The 18,467-nt window shown below is 39.3% G+C and carries 12 protein-coding genes; 5 read left to right on the top strand and 7 right to left on the bottom strand.

The window, feature by feature from the left end; all coding sequences use genetic code 11:
- Positions 1–49: 49 nt before the first annotated feature.
- The 4 genes from I6F65_RS08360 to I6F65_RS08345 all read left to right on the top strand — a co-directional run bounded on the left by I6F65_RS08360 (position 50) and on the right by I6F65_RS08345 (position 6,484).
- Positions 50–1,828, top strand: a complete 1,779-nt coding sequence (locus I6F65_RS08360; RefSeq protein WP_197112410.1) for an ABC transporter ATP-binding protein/permease — start codon at positions 50–52, stop codon at positions 1,826–1,828.
- A gap of 240 nt (positions 1,829–2,068) precedes the next feature.
- Positions 2,069–4,147, top strand: coding sequence for a M13 family metallopeptidase (locus I6F65_RS08355; RefSeq protein WP_197112408.1), 2,079 nt, complete (start codon positions 2,069–2,071; stop codon positions 4,145–4,147).
- A 259-nt stretch (positions 4,148–4,406) separates the two neighbouring features.
- Positions 4,407–5,120, top strand: a complete 714-nt coding sequence (locus tag I6F65_RS08350) for a YebC/PmpR family DNA-binding transcriptional regulator (protein WP_007582629.1) — start codon at positions 4,407–4,409, stop codon at positions 5,118–5,120.
- A 41-nt stretch (positions 5,121–5,161) separates the two neighbouring features.
- Positions 5,162–6,484 carry a leucine-rich repeat domain-containing protein gene (locus tag I6F65_RS08345; protein WP_231613136.1) on the top strand — a complete coding sequence of 441 codons (1,323 nt, stop codon included), beginning with the start codon at positions 5,162–5,164 and terminating at the stop codon, positions 6,482–6,484.
- A gap of 77 nt (positions 6,485–6,561) precedes the next feature.
- Here I6F65_RS08345 and I6F65_RS08340 read toward each other — a convergent pair whose 3' ends face one another.
- The 6 genes from I6F65_RS08340 to glk all read right to left on the bottom strand — a co-directional run bounded on the left by I6F65_RS08340 (position 6,562) and on the right by glk (position 13,795).
- Positions 6,562–7,686 carry a sterol desaturase family protein gene (locus tag I6F65_RS08340; protein ID WP_166114060.1) on the bottom strand — a complete coding sequence of 375 codons (1,125 nt, stop codon included), beginning with the start codon at positions 7,684–7,686 and terminating at the stop codon, positions 6,562–6,564.
- 213 nt (positions 7,687–7,899) lie between these two features.
- Entirely contained in the window at positions 7,900–8,904 is a 1,005-nt protein-coding gene (gap, locus tag I6F65_RS08335; protein ID WP_197112406.1) for a type I glyceraldehyde-3-phosphate dehydrogenase, read from the bottom strand.
- 9 nt (positions 8,905–8,913) lie between these two features.
- Positions 8,914–9,534 (bottom strand): bifunctional 4-hydroxy-2-oxoglutarate aldolase/2-dehydro-3-deoxy-phosphogluconate aldolase, encoded by a 621-nt coding sequence (eda, locus tag I6F65_RS08330; protein ID WP_166114066.1) that lies wholly within the window; start codon positions 9,532–9,534, stop codon positions 8,914–8,916.
- Between the two features lie 33 nt (positions 9,535–9,567).
- Positions 9,568–11,418: a phosphogluconate dehydratase gene (edd, locus tag I6F65_RS08325; RefSeq protein WP_024611328.1), complete on the bottom strand. Its 1,851-nt coding sequence runs from the start codon at positions 11,416–11,418 to the stop codon at positions 9,568–9,570.
- A gap of 331 nt (positions 11,419–11,749) precedes the next feature.
- On the bottom strand, positions 11,750–12,766 hold the full coding sequence (locus I6F65_RS08320; RefSeq protein WP_024611329.1) for a LacI family DNA-binding transcriptional regulator: 1,017 nt from the start codon (positions 12,764–12,766) through the stop codon (positions 11,750–11,752).
- Positions 12,767–12,802: 36 nt separating this feature from the next.
- Positions 12,803–13,795: a glucokinase gene (gene glk, locus I6F65_RS08315; protein ID WP_166114075.1), complete on the bottom strand. Its 993-nt coding sequence runs from the start codon at positions 13,793–13,795 to the stop codon at positions 12,803–12,805.
- Between the two features lie 293 nt (positions 13,796–14,088).
- Between glk and I6F65_RS08310 the strand changes: the two genes are divergently transcribed.
- Positions 14,089–15,105 (top strand): LacI family DNA-binding transcriptional regulator, encoded by a 1,017-nt coding sequence (locus I6F65_RS08310; RefSeq protein WP_024611331.1) that lies wholly within the window; start codon positions 14,089–14,091, stop codon positions 15,103–15,105.
- 957 nt (positions 15,106–16,062) lie between these two features.
- Here the strand turns inward: I6F65_RS08310 and I6F65_RS08305 are convergent.
- Positions 16,063–18,462: a glycoside hydrolase family 15 protein gene (locus I6F65_RS08305; RefSeq protein WP_197112396.1), complete on the bottom strand. Its 2,400-nt coding sequence runs from the start codon at positions 18,460–18,462 to the stop codon at positions 16,063–16,065.
- Positions 18,463–18,467: the final 5 nt, after the last annotated feature.

The raw sequence follows: 18,467 nt of genomic DNA, 5'->3' as shown, positions 1-18,467 counted from the left end.
GCTTATATTTGTAAGTAATTTATCTAACTAACCGACTCTGAGATAATTAATGCGCTCCAGACAAACCTCCACAAAAAACCCAGATGCTATGAACCTACGTCAAAGTGTAAAAACGCTTTGGCCCTACCTTACAAAGTTTAAGGGCAGAGTATTTATAGCGTTAATAGCATTGATTGGTGCTAAAGGTGCCACTTTGTTAATGCCGTGGGCACTTAAAGAAATTATAGACTCGGTTGATAAGTCGATTAACCCACTTTTAGTTATCCCCGTTTTATTATTATTGATGTACGGTGCTCTACGTTTTACTAGCGTGTTTTTAGGTGAAATAAGAGATGCTGTATTTTCTCGCGTTACCGAACACGCCATGCGTGATATTGGTTTAAAGGTATTTAAGCATTTACATTCGCTTGAGCTTGCCTTTCATTTAGACAGGCAAACTGGTGGTATAAGCCGTGATATAGAGCGCGGAACTAGCGGGTTAAGCTTTTTAATGCGCTTTTTAATGTTTAATATTGTGCCTACCTTATTTGAAATACTCACAGTAGCCATTATTTTTGGTACGTTGTTTTCTGTTTGGTTTGCGCTAGTAACGCTTCTTGCTGTGGCTATATACATTACTTTTACAGTTACGGTAACTCAGTGGCGTAACCGCTTTATTAGAGAAGCAAATGCTGCCGATAATCAAAGTAATACCCGTGCAATTGACAGTTTACTGAATTATGAAACTGTAAAATATTTTAATAACGAAGAATTTGAAGCGCAGACTTACGACACCTTTTTAGCACAATGGGAAAAAGCTCGTTTAAAAAATAGAATGTCGTTACTTGCGCTCAACTCAGGCCAAGCACTTATTATTGCTTGTGCTATTACGGCTTTAATGTGGCTTGGTGCAAGCGAAGTGGTTACCGGTGAGCTTTCTATTGGTGAGCTTGTGATGATTAACGCATATATGATTCAGTTGTTTTTACCGCTCAATTTTTTAGGCTTTGTATATCGCGAAATAAGACGCGCCCTTACCGACCTTGAAAACATGCTTGGGCTACTTAATAAAAAACCACTTATTACTGATTCATCAACCGCTAAAGTGTTAAATATTCAACATGGTGAAATTGCATTTAAAAATGTAAGTTTTAGTTACGATGTGCATCGCCCTATTCTTAATAATCTTAGCTTTAGTGTTAAAGCAGGCAGTAAAGTAGCCATCGTTGGCGCCAGTGGTGCTGGTAAAAGTTCGTTAGCGCGACTGCTTTATCGTTTTTATGATACAAACGCTGGTGAAATTAGTATTGATAACCAAGCTATAAATAACGTAACACTTCAGAGCCTTCGACAAGCCATTGCAATAGTCCCACAAGATACGGTGCTGTTTAATACCACTATTCGTGAAAATATCGCTTACGGCAGACCATCAGCAAGCGATACTGAAATTGACGAAGCCATTGCAATGGCGCACTTAAAAGACTTTATAGGCACACTTGATAAAGGCGATAAAACACTGGTTGGCGAACGTGGTTTAAAAGTATCAGGCGGTGAAAAACAGCGTATTGCCATTGCGCGCGCCATTTTGAAAAAATCCCCTATTTTAATTTTTGACGAAGCTACATCTGCACTCGACTCTCATTCTGAGCAAGCAATACTCGCAGCAATGCGTGAAGTTGCCAGTAACCACACGAGTATTGTTATTGCCCATCGCCTTTCTACTATTACCGACGCAGACACTATTATTGTACTCAAAGCTGGTGAGATTATTGAGCAAGGTAGGCACGATGAGTTACTTACTCTCGCCGGAGAATATGCCCGTATGTGGGAGCTACAGCATAAAAAATAAATAATGTGTAACACCTTTTAGCTCTTATGCTTACCGGTATTAGAGCTAAAAAAAGGTTTTAAAGCGCCTACTAGCCTTTCTCTTTTCTTCTAAATTAGTTTTATCGAGCACTGTGGTGATTCACCTCAAAAGGTTTGTTTGTATGATTGATATCTATAACAATCGATAAGTTAAATATTCGTAACAATAAAAATGATTCACTGCAGCTTTAATTCAATCAGTGATACTCAGGAGTAAGTAATGAAAAAGAGTTTAATTGCAGCTGCATTAGCTGCCACATTTATTACCGGCTGTTCAGAGCCGCAAACAACAAAAACAGACGAGCAAAAACCTAAAGTAACTACAACAGTAGCGGCAGAAAAAGCTGAGTTAGGTAGTTTTGGTGTTGACCTAACAGCACGTAACGAAGCCGTTAAACCAGGCGATGATTTTTTTATGTATGCCAGTGGTACTTGGTATGACAACTATATAATGCCTGCAGATAAAACGCGTTATGGTGCATTTTCAGGATTAGCAGAGCGCAGCGAAGATGATGTTAAAGCTATTATTGAAGAAATAGCCGCACGTAAAGATTTAAACGCAGAAGAAAAACTAGTCGCTGATTTTTACAATGCGTATATGGATACCGAAACACTTAATAAACTAGGTATAGCGCCTATCAAGCCATTATTAAGTGAAATTAGTGATGTATCGTCGACTGATGATTTAGCTAAAATGTTTGGTAAGTCTTGGTTAACCGGTAATAAAGCCCCTTTTGGTGGCGGCATGTGGTTTAATCGCCTAGACCCTAATAAATATGAAATGTCGCTAGGTGCTGGTGGTTTAGGCCTACCAGATCGTTCTTACTACCTTGAAGACGCTGAGCGTTTTGTTAAAACCCGTACAGCTTATATTGCCCACATTGCTGACATGCTTGAGTTTGCAGGCACTGAAAATGCAACTGAACGTGCTCAAGCTATTTTAGACCTTGAAACCAAAATTGCACAAGGTCATTGGCCTCGCGAAAAGCGCCGTAATCGCGATTTAACCCTGAACCAAGTTGAACGTGCCGATTTAAGCACTGGTTATCCTGGCTTTAACTGGGATTTATACTTTGCGCAAACAGGTTATAAAGTACCTCAGTTAAATGTATCTCAGCCTGAGCCAATAAAAGCGATGATTGAGCTAATCAATCAAGAAGATATTGCAGTATGGAAAGACTACCTAACGTATCACGCAATTAGCGGTAACGCAGGTTTACTATCAGAGGAAGTATTTAATACTAACTTTGCTTTTTTTGGCAAAGAACTAAACGGACAACAAGAACCTCGCCCTCGTTGGAAACGTGCAATAAGTGAAATGTCTGGCACAAGTTCGCTTGGTTTTGCTATTGGTAAAATATACGTAGCACGTTACTTCCCTGAATCATCAAAACAACAAATGTCAGAGCTGGTTGAAAACCTTCGTATAGCCCTTGGTGAACGTATTGATAATCTAGAATGGATGGGCGATGCAACTAAAGTAAATGCGCGCGCTAAGCTGGCTGCATTTGTACCAAAAATTGGTTACCCCGATGTATGGCAGTCTTATGAAGGTTTAAGTATTACTAAAAATGATTTGATTGGTAATGTGAAAAACATGCGTGAATATTTTCATGCAGAAAGTGTTGAAAAAGAGCTACAAAAAACAGATCGTAACCGCTGGGGCATGACGCCACAACGCGTAAACGCTTACTACAATAGCTCGTTTAATGAAATTGTATTTCCGGCTGCCATATTACAACCGCCGTTTTTCGATCCAAATGCCGATCCGGCTGTAAACTATGGTGGTATTGGCGCTGTAATTGGTCACGAAATGGGTCATGGATTTGACGATCAGGGTTCAAAATCAGACGAAAACGGTGTGCAACGTAACTGGTGGACTGATGCTGATCGCGCTGCATTTGACGAAAAAGCCGATCAACTGGCTGCCCAGTACAGTAAATACGAGCCAATCGAAGGTAACTTTGTAAATGGTCGAAATAGCCTTGGCGAAAACATTGGTGATGTGGGTGGTTTATCAATGGCTTATCACGCTTACAAACTCAGTTTAAATGGTAAAGAAGCACCTGTTATTGATGGTGTTACTGGCGATCAACGTTTCTTCCTTGCGTGGGCACAAGTATGGAAAGAAAAACGTACTGAGCAAAGCATGCTTAACCAACTTCGTAGTGGCACACATGCACCAGGTCGCTTTAGAGCACAAGCACCACGTAACCACGATGCATGGTATAAAGCGTTTGATGTAAAACCAGGCGATGCGTTATACCTTCCTGAAGACGAGCGTGTACGTATTTGGTAAGTAACACTTACTTTTTATTACTTAGTAAGGCAACCTGTTATACAGGTTGCCTTTTTTGTTGAATTAAATTTACACATAATAGATATAATTCCAACGCCTAGAACCCTCGATGATCCCATTAATAAAATGCATTTTACATGGATTTTAAACGTTACCGTTTTAATCTGTTTTAATACTTACTAGCCCTTGGTTGCATTTACCTTTAGAATACGCAGTATAATTTTATTCTATTATTTACATATATTAAGGCGAAACGCAGATGGGAAGAGCTTACCAAAACAAAAAAGATTCAATGGCTAAGACTGCGGGTGCTAAAACTAAAGTTTATTCTAAGTACGGAAAAGAAATTTATATTTGTGCTAAAAACGGCGGTGTAGACCCAGATGGTAACTTATCATTACGCCGTTTAATTGAACGCGCTAAAAAAGACCAAGTACCAGCACACGTTATTGACCGCGCAATAGACAAAGCAAAAGGCGGCGGTGGTGAAGACTACGCAGCAACTCGTTACGAAGGTTACGGCCCTGGTAACTGTATGATTATTGTTGACTGCTTAACAGATAACAACAAACGTACTTTTGCTGATGTACGTGTTTGCTTTACTAAAGCAAACGCTAAAATTGGCGCTCAAAACTCTGTTTCTCATTTATTTGATCACCTTGCTATTTTTGTATTTGACGGTGATGACGATGAAACGGTACTTGAAGCATTAATGATGGCTGATGTTGATGTAACTGACGTAGAAGTAGATGACGGTAAAGTAACTGTTTTTGCTCCTCATACAGAGTACAACAATACACGTACAGCGCTTGAAGAAATGGGCGTGACTGAATTTGATGAAGATCTAATTAGCTTCGTTCCACAAATTGAAACGCCGATTGAAGGCGAAGACGTAGAAGTGATGGAACGCTTTTTAGCCATGCTAGAAGATTGCGACGACGTACAAAACGTTTATCATAACGCGCAATTCTAAAACCTGATTTACTAAGTTAGAACTATTTTAAGCCAACAGCTATGTTGGCTTTTTCATTTTTAGAACATGGTATTAATATGAACTCCCTTAAAGAGCTTAAAAGCGGCAAACTTGCTGGTGCTACTCACCTGCAATTAGTAGAAGAGTTAACAATATTCCCTGAAGAGATTTTTAGCTTAGCTGACACGCTTGAAGTACTCGATTTATCAAATAATAGCTTATCAACACTACCTGATGAATTTGCCTGTTTAACACGCCTTAAGCGAGTATTTTTATCGTTTAATCAGTTTAAGCATATTCCTGCGGTTTTAGCTAAATGCCCTGCTCTGATAATGGTTGCATTTAAGGGCTGTAAAATAACTGAATTTGGCGATTATTGTTTACCAAAAAATATTGAATGGCTCATACTCACCGACAATAATATTACTGAATTACCTCAAAGTTTTGGCCAATTTACACAGCTTAAAAAGCTCGCGCTTGCAGGCAATCAACTTAAGCAACTGCCTAGTAGCATGGCGCAATGTAAAAGCCTTGAGCTTGTTAGGCTCTCTGCTAATAACTTAACGCAGGTAGACGACTGGCTGTTTGAATTACCAAAACTTGCTTGGCTTGCGTTTGCCGGTAACAATTTTAATAAAGCCCAATGCCTTACAAAATGTAGCTTAGAAAATAAACCTCTTAACGATTACACACTTAGTCATGTTATTGGTCAAGGTGCATCGGGCGTTATTCATTTAGCAAAATTGGTTGATAACGCTGTAGCGATTAAGCTATTCAAGGGCGCAATTACCAGCGACGGCTACCCGCTTGATGAAGTAAATTGCTGCTTACAAGCAGGCGATCACGCTAACTTAATCAAGGTACTTGCCTACATAGAGCAAAGTGAGCAACTTGGTTTAGTGATGGAGCTTATAGGTGAAGGCTTTTGCAACTTAGGTTTACCTCCAAGCCTTGAAACCTGTACGCGTGACACCTTTAATGATGATTGCCATTACTCAACTCAGGCTATTTTAAAAATTACACAGCAAATGGTAAGTACCCTACACCATTTGCATATTCATAAAGTAAGCCATGGCGACGTGTATGCGCATAACACCATGATAAACAAAGATGCTGATGTATTATTTGGTGATTTTGGTGCAGCTACAAACTTAGCTATGTTAAGTGATTATCAACAAAAGCAAATGGAGTTAATTGAAGTACGTGCATTAGGGTGTTTAATTGAAGACTTACTAGGCACTGTAACGGGCGATGATAGACAAAGTGAGCTCTTTGTTAAAATGTCCGATATTGTAAGCCGCGCTGTGCAGCCTTTGTTAAATCAAAGACCTACATTTACTAGGTTATTAGCAGAGCTAAAATAAATTTAATATTAAAAAAAAGCGAGCAAAATGTAACACGTTGCTCGCTTTTTAATTTGTGTTTATTCAATTAAGCAAACTCATTTAGTACGCTTAAACGGATAAACCTGTTGCTTAAGCATACCTACCGGCATGTAATCCCCAACTACGCCATATGCTTCTGGCCACTCCTTTTGACCTTTAACAGCAGTACCAAACGCATAATCTAAAAACGAGAAATGCGCAGCGTAGTTGCGGTCAATTGCAGCTTTATCTGACGCATGATGCCAATGATGAAACTGCGGTGTAACCATAAAATACTTAAGCCAACCAAATTTAACTCTTACGTTTGCATGGTTAAACACTGCCTGTAAACCCACAATAATTACGTACAAACTAATTATTTGCTGTGAAAATCCAAGTACAAATATCGGTGTTAGCACTAAGCTGCGTGTTATTAGTATTTCAAGAATATGCTGACGAGAACCCGCTAACCAATCCATTTCTTTAGCGCTGTGATGTACGCCATGAAAGCGCCATAACAAAGGAATTTCGTGATAGGCGCGATGCACCCAGTACTGCATTAAATCAGCCACGAGTATTATTAAAAATAGCTGCGCAACAAATGGAATTTTTTCAATAACGCCTTGAATTGTTGATGATACAGCCCAACCAAAACCATAATGTACAAAATGGTTAGTAACAAGTAATACAAAACCAATAATTAAATGATTTACAAAAAAGTGGTTTAAATCACCTCTCCACTCACTACGCAATATTTTTTGCTCTTTTCGATGCGGTAATAGCTTTTCAATCACAATAAATATAAGTGTTGAACCGAGTAAATCTAAAATAAACCAATCAAGCCCTATATAGGGTGTATTCGTTGCAAACTCGTTAACCTCAACGTTAGGGCCGCCAAACATAATAGCTAATGTAATAAAACACCATGCTGTAGCACCTAAACGCTTATTAGTATTACGTACAAAGTTAAGTAATCCTAAACTGCCAGATATTAGCAATGCTGCAAACATAAGCTGACGCAAAAAACTAACATCGTAGCTTTTGCGCAGTTCTGGCGTTGTTAAATATTCTGGGAAGTGAAACGCTAATACGCCTAAGCAACTCAATATTGCTAAAAAGCAGGCTATGTAGCCACTTATGTTACCTTCGCCAATTTGTAAGTGATTAGTACGAAATATCTTTCGTGATAAAGCTTTGATCATTGTTGTTATTCCTTGCTTCGTTGAGTTGATTAAGTACAACGAAATTTCCATTGGTTTACACGCCTTTATATTAACAAAATTTAGGGTATAAAAAATACAAATAGTTCCTTCCACATTTTGAGTTGCAAATTCACAGATAAACCAAACACAAAAAAGCCACGCAATGCGTGGCTTGGTTGGATAAAGCTAAAACTTTACATCATTAGGGCTATATTATAAAAACGCACCTAATGCTTTAACTTGGTCTAACATGCGGTTTGAGAAACCCCATTCGTTATCGTACCAAGCCATTACTTTAACTAGTTTACCATTGGCTTTAGTTTGCGTTGCATCAAAGATAGAAGACGCTGGGTTATGATTAAAGTCGATAGAAACAAGCGGAAGCTCGTTGTATTCTAAAATCTCTTTCATTGAACCCGTTGACGCTTCTTTCATGATTGCATTGATTTCTTCAGCAGTAGTGTCGCGCTTAGTGATAAACGTAAAATCAACTAAAGATACGTTGATAGTAGGTACACGCACCGACATACCATCTAATTTACCAGCAAGTTCAGGTAATACTAAACCAACAGCCGCCGCAGCACCTGTTTTAGTTGGGATCATAGATTGTGTTGCACTACGAGCACGGTATAGATCAGGGTGGTACACGTCAGATAAGTTTTGATCGTTTGTGTAAGAGTGAATCGTAGTCATACTACCTTGTTCAATACCTACTGTGTCGTTAATTGCTTTTGCAAGTGGTGCTAAACAGTTAGTAGTACATGATGCATTTGAGATGATTTGGCTATCAGCATTAATTACATCGCTGTTTACACCATGAACCACTGTTGCATCCATATCTTTACCTGGAGCAGAAACGATTACTTTTTTCGCGCCCGCTGCAATGTGCTTAGCAGCGTCATCACGTTTAGTGAAAAAACCAGTACATTCTAAAACGATATCTACGTTTAGTGCTTTCCACGGTAAATTTGCAGGATCACGTTCTTGCGTTAACGTAATTACGTCGTCATCAATTAACATGGTGTTATTTTCAAGTGTTACTTTTTTAGAAAATTGACCATGAACCGAGTCATATTGCGTTAAATGTGCGTTAACGTTAGCTGGTGCTAAATCGTTAATTGCTACAATTTTAATTTCGCTGTTTTGAGCTGACTCATAAAGTGCACGTAATACATTTCTACCGATACGGCCGTAACCGTTAATTGCTACATTAATCATTTTAGACTCCTATTTAAGTTCACTTGCTTGGCGAGCAAGCGCTTCAATGGCTTGCCAGTCTTTATTTTCAATTAGTTGTTTATCTAGCATCCACGTACCACCAACACATATAACGTTTTTAAGCGCTAAATAGTTAGGTGCAGTTGCTAGGCTTATGCCACCAGTTGGACAAAAAGTAATATGCGGTAATGGACCACCGATTGACTTAAGCATTGCTGTTCCGCCCGCAGCTTCTGCTGGGAAGAATTTTAAATACTTAAAACCATGCGATGCAAGTTGCATAACTTCACTTGCAGTTGCAGCGCCAGGTAAAAATGGTATATCTGATGTTTTAGCTAAAGCAATAAGCTCATCGCTTACACCTGGACTAACCATAAAATCTGCACCAGCGGCTACTGAAAGATCAAAGCTTGCTTTATCAACAACAGTACCTGTACCTACATAAGCTTCTGGTACTTCTGCTTTCATTAGCTTTACAGCTTCTGCTGCAATAGGTGTACGTAGTGTTATTTCTAAGGCTTTTAGGCCTCCGTTGTATAACGCTCTTGCAAGTGGTGCTGCATCTTCTAATTTTTCGATTACAACCACTGGCACTACAGGTGCCGATGCTAAGATTTTTTCAATACTCATTACTTGTTCCTCATTACCCAGTATGGCTAATATTTATTCAAGTCCAAAAGCACTCGCGCCTAAATCAGCGCTGCTTACGATATTTCTAAATCCAGTAAATAGTTCTCTGCCTGTACCAAATGTTAAACTTGGCTCACTTAGTTGTAGTTCACGTTTAGCAAGTTCTTCCTCGCTTACGTGTACTTTTAATATTCCGTTTGGCGCATCAAGAGTAACTAAATCACCCTCTAATATTTTAGCAATAATACCGCCTTCTACCGCTTCTGGTGCTAAGTGAATAGCTGCAGGCACTTTGCCTGATGCACCCGACATACGACCATCGGTAACAATTGCCACTTTAAAGCCTTCATCTTGAAGCGTTGCCATTACAGGCGTTAATTTATGCAGCTCTGGCATACCTTTCGCTTTAGGACCCTGCTCTTTCAACACGGCAATAAAGTCTTGGTTTAATTCGCCACGAGTGTATGCATCTTGTAGAGCACTTTGCGAGCTAAATACTTTTGCAGGTGCTGTAACAACCTGATGTTCAATAGCAACAGCCGATACTTTAATAACTGCTTTACCTAAGTTACCCGTAAGTAGTTGTAAACCGCCTTGCTTGCTAAAAGGGTTATTCACAGGACGAAGTACTTCTTCGTCATGAGAATTTGCTGGGCAATCTACCCATTTAACTTTAGTCGGACCGGTTGAGTTGCTCATGATCAGGCTGTCGTCTTTATCAAGACGAGGCTCAGTCATATACGGAGCAAGACCATCACCAAGCATAGTTTTAACATCAGTATGAAGGAAACCAGCACTTGCTAGTTCTCGCATTAAGAAACCCATACCGCCAGCAGCTTGAAAGTGGTTTACATCAGCAGAACCATTAGGGTAAATACGTGTTAACAATGGAACTTCTGCTGATAAATCAGACATGTCTTTCCATGTAATCTGAATACCAGCAGCTTTTGCAATTGCTACTATGTGAATTGCGTGATTAGTTGAGCCACCCGTAGATAACAAACCAACTAGACCATTGATAATTGTTTTTTCACTAATTACGTCAGCTAAACATGGGCTGTCTTTGTCATCTGTAAGCTGCTTAAGCATGGTTTCTACAGCGTTACCTGTTAAGCCATCTCGTAATTCAGTGTAAGGATTAATAAACGAGCTACCCGGAAGGTGCAAGCCCATTATTTCCATTAACATTTGATTTGAATTTGCAGTACCGTAAAACGTACAAGTACCCGCGCTGTGGTACGAGGCGCTTTCAGCTTCTAATAAGTCTTCACGGCTTACTAAACCTTGTGCGAATTTTTGACGAATACGGGCTTTTTCTTTATTTGGAATACCAGACTGCATTGGACCTGCAGGTAAAAAGAATACAGGTAAATGACCAAACGAAAGTGCACCAATTAATAGCCCTGGGACTATTTTGTCACATACGCCTAAACAAAAAACGCCGTCAAACACATCGTGCGAAAGCGATATTGCTGTAGACATAGCAATAACATCACGAGAAAAAAGTGATAGTTCCATGCCGTCACGCCCTTGCGTAACGCCATCACACATTGCAGGTACACCGCCAGCAACTTGTGCTGTAGCATCGTACTTGGTTGCAATGCTTTTAATTAAATCTGGGTAATCTTTGTATGGCACGTGTGCCGATAACATATCGTTATATGAATTGATGATAGCAAGGTTTGGTTGCTCATCAGATTTAAGGCGCGCTTTGTCATCGGTGCTACAAGCAGCCATAACATGAGCTATATTTCCGCAGCCTAATCCAGCACGAACTCTTGTTTGTTTTTTAGCGTGCGAAATGCGATCTAAATAGGCTTGACGGGTGTTTTTACTGCGTTCGATAACGCGTTGGGTAACTTCTTGGATTCGAGGATGCAACATAATTTTACTCATCTCTATTAGTTAGAGGATAAAGGCTCAGTAACAATTATAGACTCCACGTAAATAACTGTACTGAGCATCTTTGACTTACCCGTTCAAAGGTACGCTACCAAGGAGCCTCTCACAACAACCCTGACACCGGTGTCACTGTATTAACGCATAGCAATGACACCGGTGTCAACCCTAGCTATTAAAAATAAACTAACTTTTTAGCATGACCTTTAATCAATGCTTTAATTTTTAGGTATAAGTGTATTTTTAGCCAGTTTTAAGTATAAAAAAGCCCGAATAAGCGTCACTCATATTCGGGCTACTGTGAAAAATATTTATATTAACTTTTAACTTGCGCGGTAGACTCTCGCGTTATCAAACGTGATTCAAGAGTTACTTGATATGGTTGCTCTTGAGGATTCGAAATATGGGAGATAAGTTGAGTAACGGCTTGTTTAGTCATTTCTTCAACAGGCTGTGCAATTGTTGTTAGCCCTGGCCAAATATGGCGAGCGATTGGCGCGTTATCAAATCCAGCAATAGATATATCATCTGGGACAGCTAAACGCCTTTGAGTAGCCAGTTTTAATACAGCTGCTGCCATGTAATCGTTCGATGCAAATACAGCCGTTGGTCTTGGTGATAAATCTAAAATACTTCGCGCACTATCTACACCTGAATGATAACTAAAGTTACCCTCTTCTACTAAACGCTCGTCAAATTCTATTCCGTGGCTTGCTAATGAGCGCCTATAACCTTTAAAACGTTGTTGTGTAGCACTGTGATCTGGGTGACCTTTAATAAACGCAATTGATTTATGACCAAGCCTAATTAAATGCTCTGTTATTTCAAAAGCCCCTTGCTCATCGTTACTGCGAACAGAAATAGAATCATCTTGTAATACCGCAGAGGCAACTCTGGCATAAGGAATGTTTTTCGACTTTAAAAGGTTCACCAGCTCTGCAAAATCACCAAAAGGTGGCGTTAATACAATACCGTCAAGACGCGATGTTTGTAATAACTGCTCAACGTTATTAATTAATTCTTCGCCTCTAAATTCACACGGATGAATAAGTAAGTTGTAGTGATTTTCTTGACAGGCTTCCAATGCCCCTGTTTGAACACGCGTAATATAACTTTTACTTGGATTATCGTAGAGACAACCAATTATAAAACTGCGATTTTGGGCGAGCCCACGAGCAATTGGATTTGGGGTGTAATCGAGCTCTTTAAATACCGCAAGTACCTTTTCACGTGTTGCCGCACTTACATTAGGTTCGTTATTTAAAACGCGTGATACGGTTTTTTTAGAAACACCAGCGTGGCTTGCCACACTGTTTATTGTTACTTTTTTCATCACTCTATTTTTCCAGAAGCAAATAAGGAAAAACCCTTATTTGCTGTTGTGCAAACACGCTGCGGCACCAATTAGTGGAATATTATCTTGTGTTACAAGAGTTACAGGAATTTGCCCTGTATATTGCGACATAATACCCTTTTGTGAAAATCGTTCAACAAAACGACTTTCCAGTAAACGAGATTGCATACGAGGCAGTATACCACCACCAATAAACAAACCACCTAATGCACCATAAGCCAATGCTAAATCACCCGCTACACTGCCTATCCAATCACAAAATTGATTTAATGTAGCATCACATACTTCGCATTCACCACTGTTAGCTAAACTACTAATTTGTGCTGCATCAAGGTTTTTTGCATTAACGCCTTTAACTGCCGCCATTGCTTTATATAAGTGTGCAATACCAGGACCCGAAAACACGGTTTCTACTGATACATGAGGATGTTCTTTTCGCAATTCTTGAATGAGTGCAGTATCTAGCTCATTAACCGCAGCAAGCGAGATATGCCCACCTTCAGAACTTAATACTGAAGTAGAATGTAATGTTCTTACCAAACACGCTGCACCAAAACCAGTACCAGGACCCATAACACCAATGTTTGCATTTTCATCAGCTTGACCCGTTTTAACTGTAATATTTTTTTGAGGATCTAAATAAGGTGCTGCATAAGCAAATGCTGCAAAGTCATTTATAACTTCCAACTGCTCTAAATTAAAATGCTGTTTAAATTCATTTACACTAAAATGCCAACCTAAGTTGGTTAAATGCACCTGCCCTGCTTTTATAGGACCGGCTACAGCTAAGCACGCACGTTTTGGTGTAATATGAGAAACACTTGATAAGTACTGCTCTAATGCGCTCTCAAGTGAGCTAAAATCAGCGCTAGGAAATGTATTGTTATGCTCTATAATAAATTGATTGTTTGTTTCGTCAAAAGCGGTTATTAACGCAAAGCGAGCATTTGTGCCGCCGACGTCAGCAACTAAGATGGGATCAAATTCGGTAGAAGAGTGTAAGCTCATGGTGTTATCTCTTTTGTTTAAGCGACTAATGCTTATTATTCTACAACGGTAAACCATTGGTATTTATTTACTTTAGGCTATCACCCTAAAGCAGCTATCACAGTAAAAAATACTGCTTATATTAAAATAGGCAGCCAATACGTTTTGACAACAAAATGATAAAACGCAACCATTATGACACCGGTGTCATTGCCAAATCAATAAAAAAATCAGTTTAAATATAAAAAGCTTGAAAAAATTAATTAATAAACGAGAATGGCACCATTATTTATCACTTTAATTAAGTTGTCACAATGAAAGGTAAAGCTACCTCATTTGATATTGCCCACTATGCAGGGGTCTCTCAATCAACTGTATCTCGCGCTTTACGCAATAGCCATCTTGTGAATGAAGAAACACGAAAGCGCGTCTACGACATTGCAAAAAAGCTTAACTATAAAGTGGACAAAAATGCCAGTAACTTACGCACTCAACAAAGCAGTACACTTGCATTACTTCTTTTTGAAGATCCCACTTCCGACGAATCACAGATTAACCCTTTCTTTTTAGCAATGTTAGGTAGTATTACGCGTGCTTGTGCCCAAGAGGGTTACGATTTATTGGTGTCGTTTCAGTCCGCTAGTGCAGATTGGCAAGCTGATTATGAAGATAGCCACAGAGCAGATGGTATTATTTTGCTCGGTTATGGTGATTACATCGACTTTCAACCAAAGTTTAAAACCTTACTAGAACAAAATACTAAATTTGTATGCTGGGGTGCAACGGTTGATAACCGTCCAGACTTAACTGTATGTTGCGATAACTACACAGGCGGAAAATTAGCTGCTACACATTTTATTGCCCATAACCGCACCGACTGCGCATTTATTGGCGATGCTTCCGATCATAGTCCTGAATTTTTTTCCCGTTTCCAGGGTTTTAAAGATGAGTTACTTACTAATAAAATAAAAATAAACGAACGTAAAATGGCTAACGCAATATCAACTGAAGAATCTGGTTATCACGCCACTCGTTCGCTTATTGCTAATAATATAAAATTTAATGCATTGTTTGCTGCAAGTGACTTGATTGCCATTGGTGCAATTCGTGCACTTAAAGAAGCAAATATCGACATACCAAAAGATGTAGCCATTATAGGTTTTGATAATATAGCCATTGCGAGTTATGTAAATCCACCACTGACCACTGTAGAACAAAATACAACTATTGCAGGACAAATGCTGGTTGAGAATTTATTAAAACTCATACGCGGCGAAGAAGTAAAAAGTACCCTACTTCCCCCAATTTTAATCCCAAGAGGTTCAAGTTAAATTTGCTTTGACTCTAATTGAAATTCTTAAATTAATACACACACTATTATAGAAAATTCGGATATGAGTAAGCATGGGCTAAAATTGTATAATTGGTTTTAATGCTTGTACTTACTTTTTTGTTCTTTAGTTAAAGCTTTACACTACCGAACATAATACCAGCCACCATTAGAGTCGATGTTTAGGCTTTCCAACATTAGAACCACATTACTGGATGTTGTTTGCCCACAGCAAGTCTCTTATTATATGTTCTAGCTTGCCAATAGGCGTAATCAAGAGCCCGCTGGAAGAAAAGCGCGTTAGGCTCGAATACACTGAGTTATCAACATATAACACTAGCCAAGCCTAAGTGAGTTCAAGGGCAAGAGTCATCTACATTAAGCGTCAATGTGATCAGATGACAGGAAAATTACGCCCCCCCCATTATGTTGGACTTTATATACGACAGCGCCCGTAAATACAGCTGAAGATATCCATAAATTAGTAAGGTACTACGAACTTCGGTGACGTGCAGAGGAGTTTCAGAAAACATGGAAAACAGATGCAACCAAAGTAGAAGATTTACATTTGCAGCACAGTGATAATATTTTACGAATTGCCATCATTAAAGCGTTTATTCCTGTCAGGGTTATTAGCAGCAAAATATGGCGCAAAGAAGTGAATTAGATAAAAAATGGTCGAATCTGCCGAATTGTTAATATCAATTCAACAGACAAAAAAGTTGTGTTCAATAGACAGACCCACATCCATGTAGGTAACAAAGAGTTGACGCTCTTAGGAAGACCCTTTGGGCAGCGCATGTCTTGCATTTATGCTGCGTTATTGCCTCTTTATAGGGAACAAACACACTACATAGACTCTGCCTTGCCTAAATGCCAAACATAAAACTGAAGAATCAATCGTGAAAGGTCAATACACCCTACTAATTACAGCGATTGAAGAGCATTATTTTAACAATCATTTAAGTTGTTCTGTTACAACAGGGTAATAATCCCATACCTGCATATCACTTAATGAACGTACTAACTTAATATATTCGGCGTGAGTCCAAGCAAGTGGTGTTGCTGAGTTAGTCCCCTCACCAAGCGTGTAGCCTGATTTGTTAACTCCTACACCGTCCCATACTTGCTCTGGTAGCATCATCCCTTGGTTAGCGAATTGTTCGAGTCCTTTTACATAGTTGTTCTTGATTTCGGCTTGTTTTTCATTATTAAGTGTATTATTTGCATTAGCTGCTGCAATTTCATAGTGCCCTCGTTCACCTGTAAAAAAAGGCCATACACGACCGCGTTGCCCTGGCGTATTACTGCCGTTTTCAGCGTAGTTTGTACCCGTTACTTCGTCTTCACCATAGCCATCGTTGCCATAGCGGCGATACCCTGCAAATGAACCGCTACCATCGCTAAACTTAAAGCTATACTTAACTTGTAAATTGTCGGCGAGTGTTTCGTCATCGTATTCTGGCAGTGTTTTTACAATACTTGGTGCCAGTGCATCACGAACGCCATAGCGAACTAATTCTAAAAACCCACCATCCAAAATTTGTTTTTTGTTAAAGCCCTCTCGCCCATTGTTTGCGTTAATGATTGTATTTGAGTTCGCATTTTCATCTTGCCCAATGCGAATAAAATATTCACCATCAGTGGCTTTTGATTCTAAATTGCCATTGGTAGTAAACATCATTTTTTCTATGTCTGCGTTATAACGCTTGGCTGTTGCAAGGTAACGTTTTGCATTTTTAGTATCGCCTGCCATTTTCGCAATATCTGCAGCGGTAATTAAACCTGCTACAACGGCTGCGGTGGTTGATGGGGAATAGCCACTTTGTTCTTCCCAGCGTTCTTGTTGCGTTGATGGTGGCGTAATTTGTGTATCATTCCATAAAATTTTAGCGAGCCCACCATCTACTAAAAAATCAGCGGCTGGTTTTAGCATACGTGCGTACCAGTCTTTAAGCTCTGCGTCGCTAAGTACGTTTGCTTTGTTTAATTTCCACGCGAGCATTATAGGCATCGCAGTTTGATCAAGCTGTACACCAACCCATTCAAGCTCACCATCAACGTGTGTTTTTTGTAAAAACCAGCCACTATCACCATTATTACCTGGCGTTTTACTGTTAACTTGTACTTTTTCAAGGTATTCAAATGCCGTTTTTGCAGTTGCGGTATCACCCAGTGCCATAAACGCCATCGCTACTTGGTAAAAGTCTCGTACCCACACCGCTTTGTAGCCTGTTGAACCTGTTTTAGCCGATACTGTTTCGCCCCACGGGTTAGACAGTGACGCAATAAGTGCCCCTGCATGTGTTTTATCTTCTTGCGCTTTTAATACCATTGCACTGGTATAAAGTAACTTGCCGTTGTCGGCTGTTTGCTCAGCCATTTTATCAATAGGTGTCAGACTTTGTAAGTAATCTTGCCAACCTAGCGACGCACCTTTACCGTTAAAGTTATCAAGTACAGTTTGATAGCCTTTTGCTAATGTTTGAGTGCCCTGCTCCGCACTTTGTTGCTCGCTATGTCCAAAACTAAGCACTAAATCAAACGTAGTATTGCGTTCAATGCTACCAAGTTCAGCAAGCATGCTGACATTACCTGACTGTTCACCGGTATTACTGTAAGTGGTATTTAATGATTTTGAATTTTTAAGCTCATTCAAACCATCACTTATACCGGTAAAGCCAACCGTTTTTATGCCAAATTTAGTACTTGATTGCAATGTTAAGTAGTTGTCATCTTGCCAAGCAACTAAGCCTTGATCGGTAGTTTTTGCAAAATCATCAAGACCGTTATTATCAATATATGGATTTACAACAACATAGGCTTTAACATCTTTAAGTTCAGTATTAAAAACGCTTCGAACAAATAAGCTTTGCCCATCAGGATCGGTGAATACGTGTTTTTCGAGTGTAAATCTACCTTGTTTATCTTTACTTACTATTTTATAAGCAAGTGATAAAGGACGACCTTGCTTGTCTTTGTATAAATAATCAATTGTTACATCAAGATCGTCTGCTTCACTAACTGTGAAATTTTCTCCTGTTACTACAAACTGCATATCTTTTATCTGCGCTTGGTGAATAAGACCAAACATAGTTTCGGTGATCATGCCCTTTGCAATAGAAAACCAAACTTTAGATACGGTGCCAGTAGATGCATCATTTGTATATTGACCATTTTGGTATTGCTCATAAGATGTACCAATACCCGTTTTACCTGCATAAGACCAAAATGGGTCGCTACCCGGAGCACCTGGCGCCGCTGCTTTAGATGTTTGTAAATTGTCAATGTCTTGAGCACCACATGCAGTTAACCCAAGAGCTAATAATGAGATTGTTATTGAATTATAGTTTTTCATTTTTT

Source organism: Pseudoalteromonas sp. SWXJZ94C (genome assembly GCF_015864385.1).
In the GTDB taxonomy this organism is placed as follows: Bacteria; Pseudomonadota; Gammaproteobacteria; order Enterobacterales; family Alteromonadaceae; genus Pseudoalteromonas.
This window is presented reverse-complemented; position numbering and strand designations above follow the sequence as displayed.

Excerpts from the sequence above, each read along its gene's own strand:
- edd (WP_024611328.1), bottom strand. The coding sequence starts at position 11,418 with ATGTTGCATCCTCGAATCCAAGAAGTTACCCAACGCGTTATCGAACGC.
- I6F65_RS08340 (WP_166114060.1), bottom strand. The coding sequence starts at position 7,686 with ATGATCAAAGCTTTATCACGAAAGATATTTCGTACTAATCACTTACAA.
- eda (WP_166114066.1), bottom strand. The coding sequence starts at position 9,534 with ATGAGTATTGAAAAAATCTTAGCATCGGCACCTGTAGTGCCAGTGGTT.
- I6F65_RS08320 (WP_024611329.1), bottom strand. The coding sequence starts at position 12,766 with ATGAAAAAAGTAACAATAAACAGTGTGGCAAGCCACGCTGGTGTTTCT.
- gap (WP_197112406.1), bottom strand. The coding sequence starts at position 8,904 with ATGATTAATGTAGCAATTAACGGTTACGGCCGTATCGGTAGAAATGTA.
- I6F65_RS08355 (WP_197112408.1), top strand. The coding sequence starts at position 2,069 with ATGAAAAAGAGTTTAATTGCAGCTGCATTAGCTGCCACATTTATTACC.
- I6F65_RS08310 (WP_024611331.1), top strand. The coding sequence starts at position 14,089 with ATGAAAGGTAAAGCTACCTCATTTGATATTGCCCACTATGCAGGGGTC.
- glk (WP_166114075.1), bottom strand. The coding sequence starts at position 13,795 with ATGAGCTTACACTCTTCTACCGAATTTGATCCCATCTTAGTTGCTGAC.
- I6F65_RS08305 (WP_197112396.1), bottom strand. The coding sequence starts at position 18,462 with ATGAAAAACTATAATTCAATAACAATCTCATTATTAGCTCTTGGGTTA.
- I6F65_RS08350 (WP_007582629.1), top strand. The coding sequence starts at position 4,407 with ATGGGAAGAGCTTACCAAAACAAAAAAGATTCAATGGCTAAGACTGCG.
- I6F65_RS08360 (WP_197112410.1), top strand. The coding sequence starts at position 50 with ATGCGCTCCAGACAAACCTCCACAAAAAACCCAGATGCTATGAACCTA.
- I6F65_RS08345 (WP_231613136.1), top strand. The coding sequence starts at position 5,162 with ATGTTGGCTTTTTCATTTTTAGAACATGGTATTAATATGAACTCCCTT.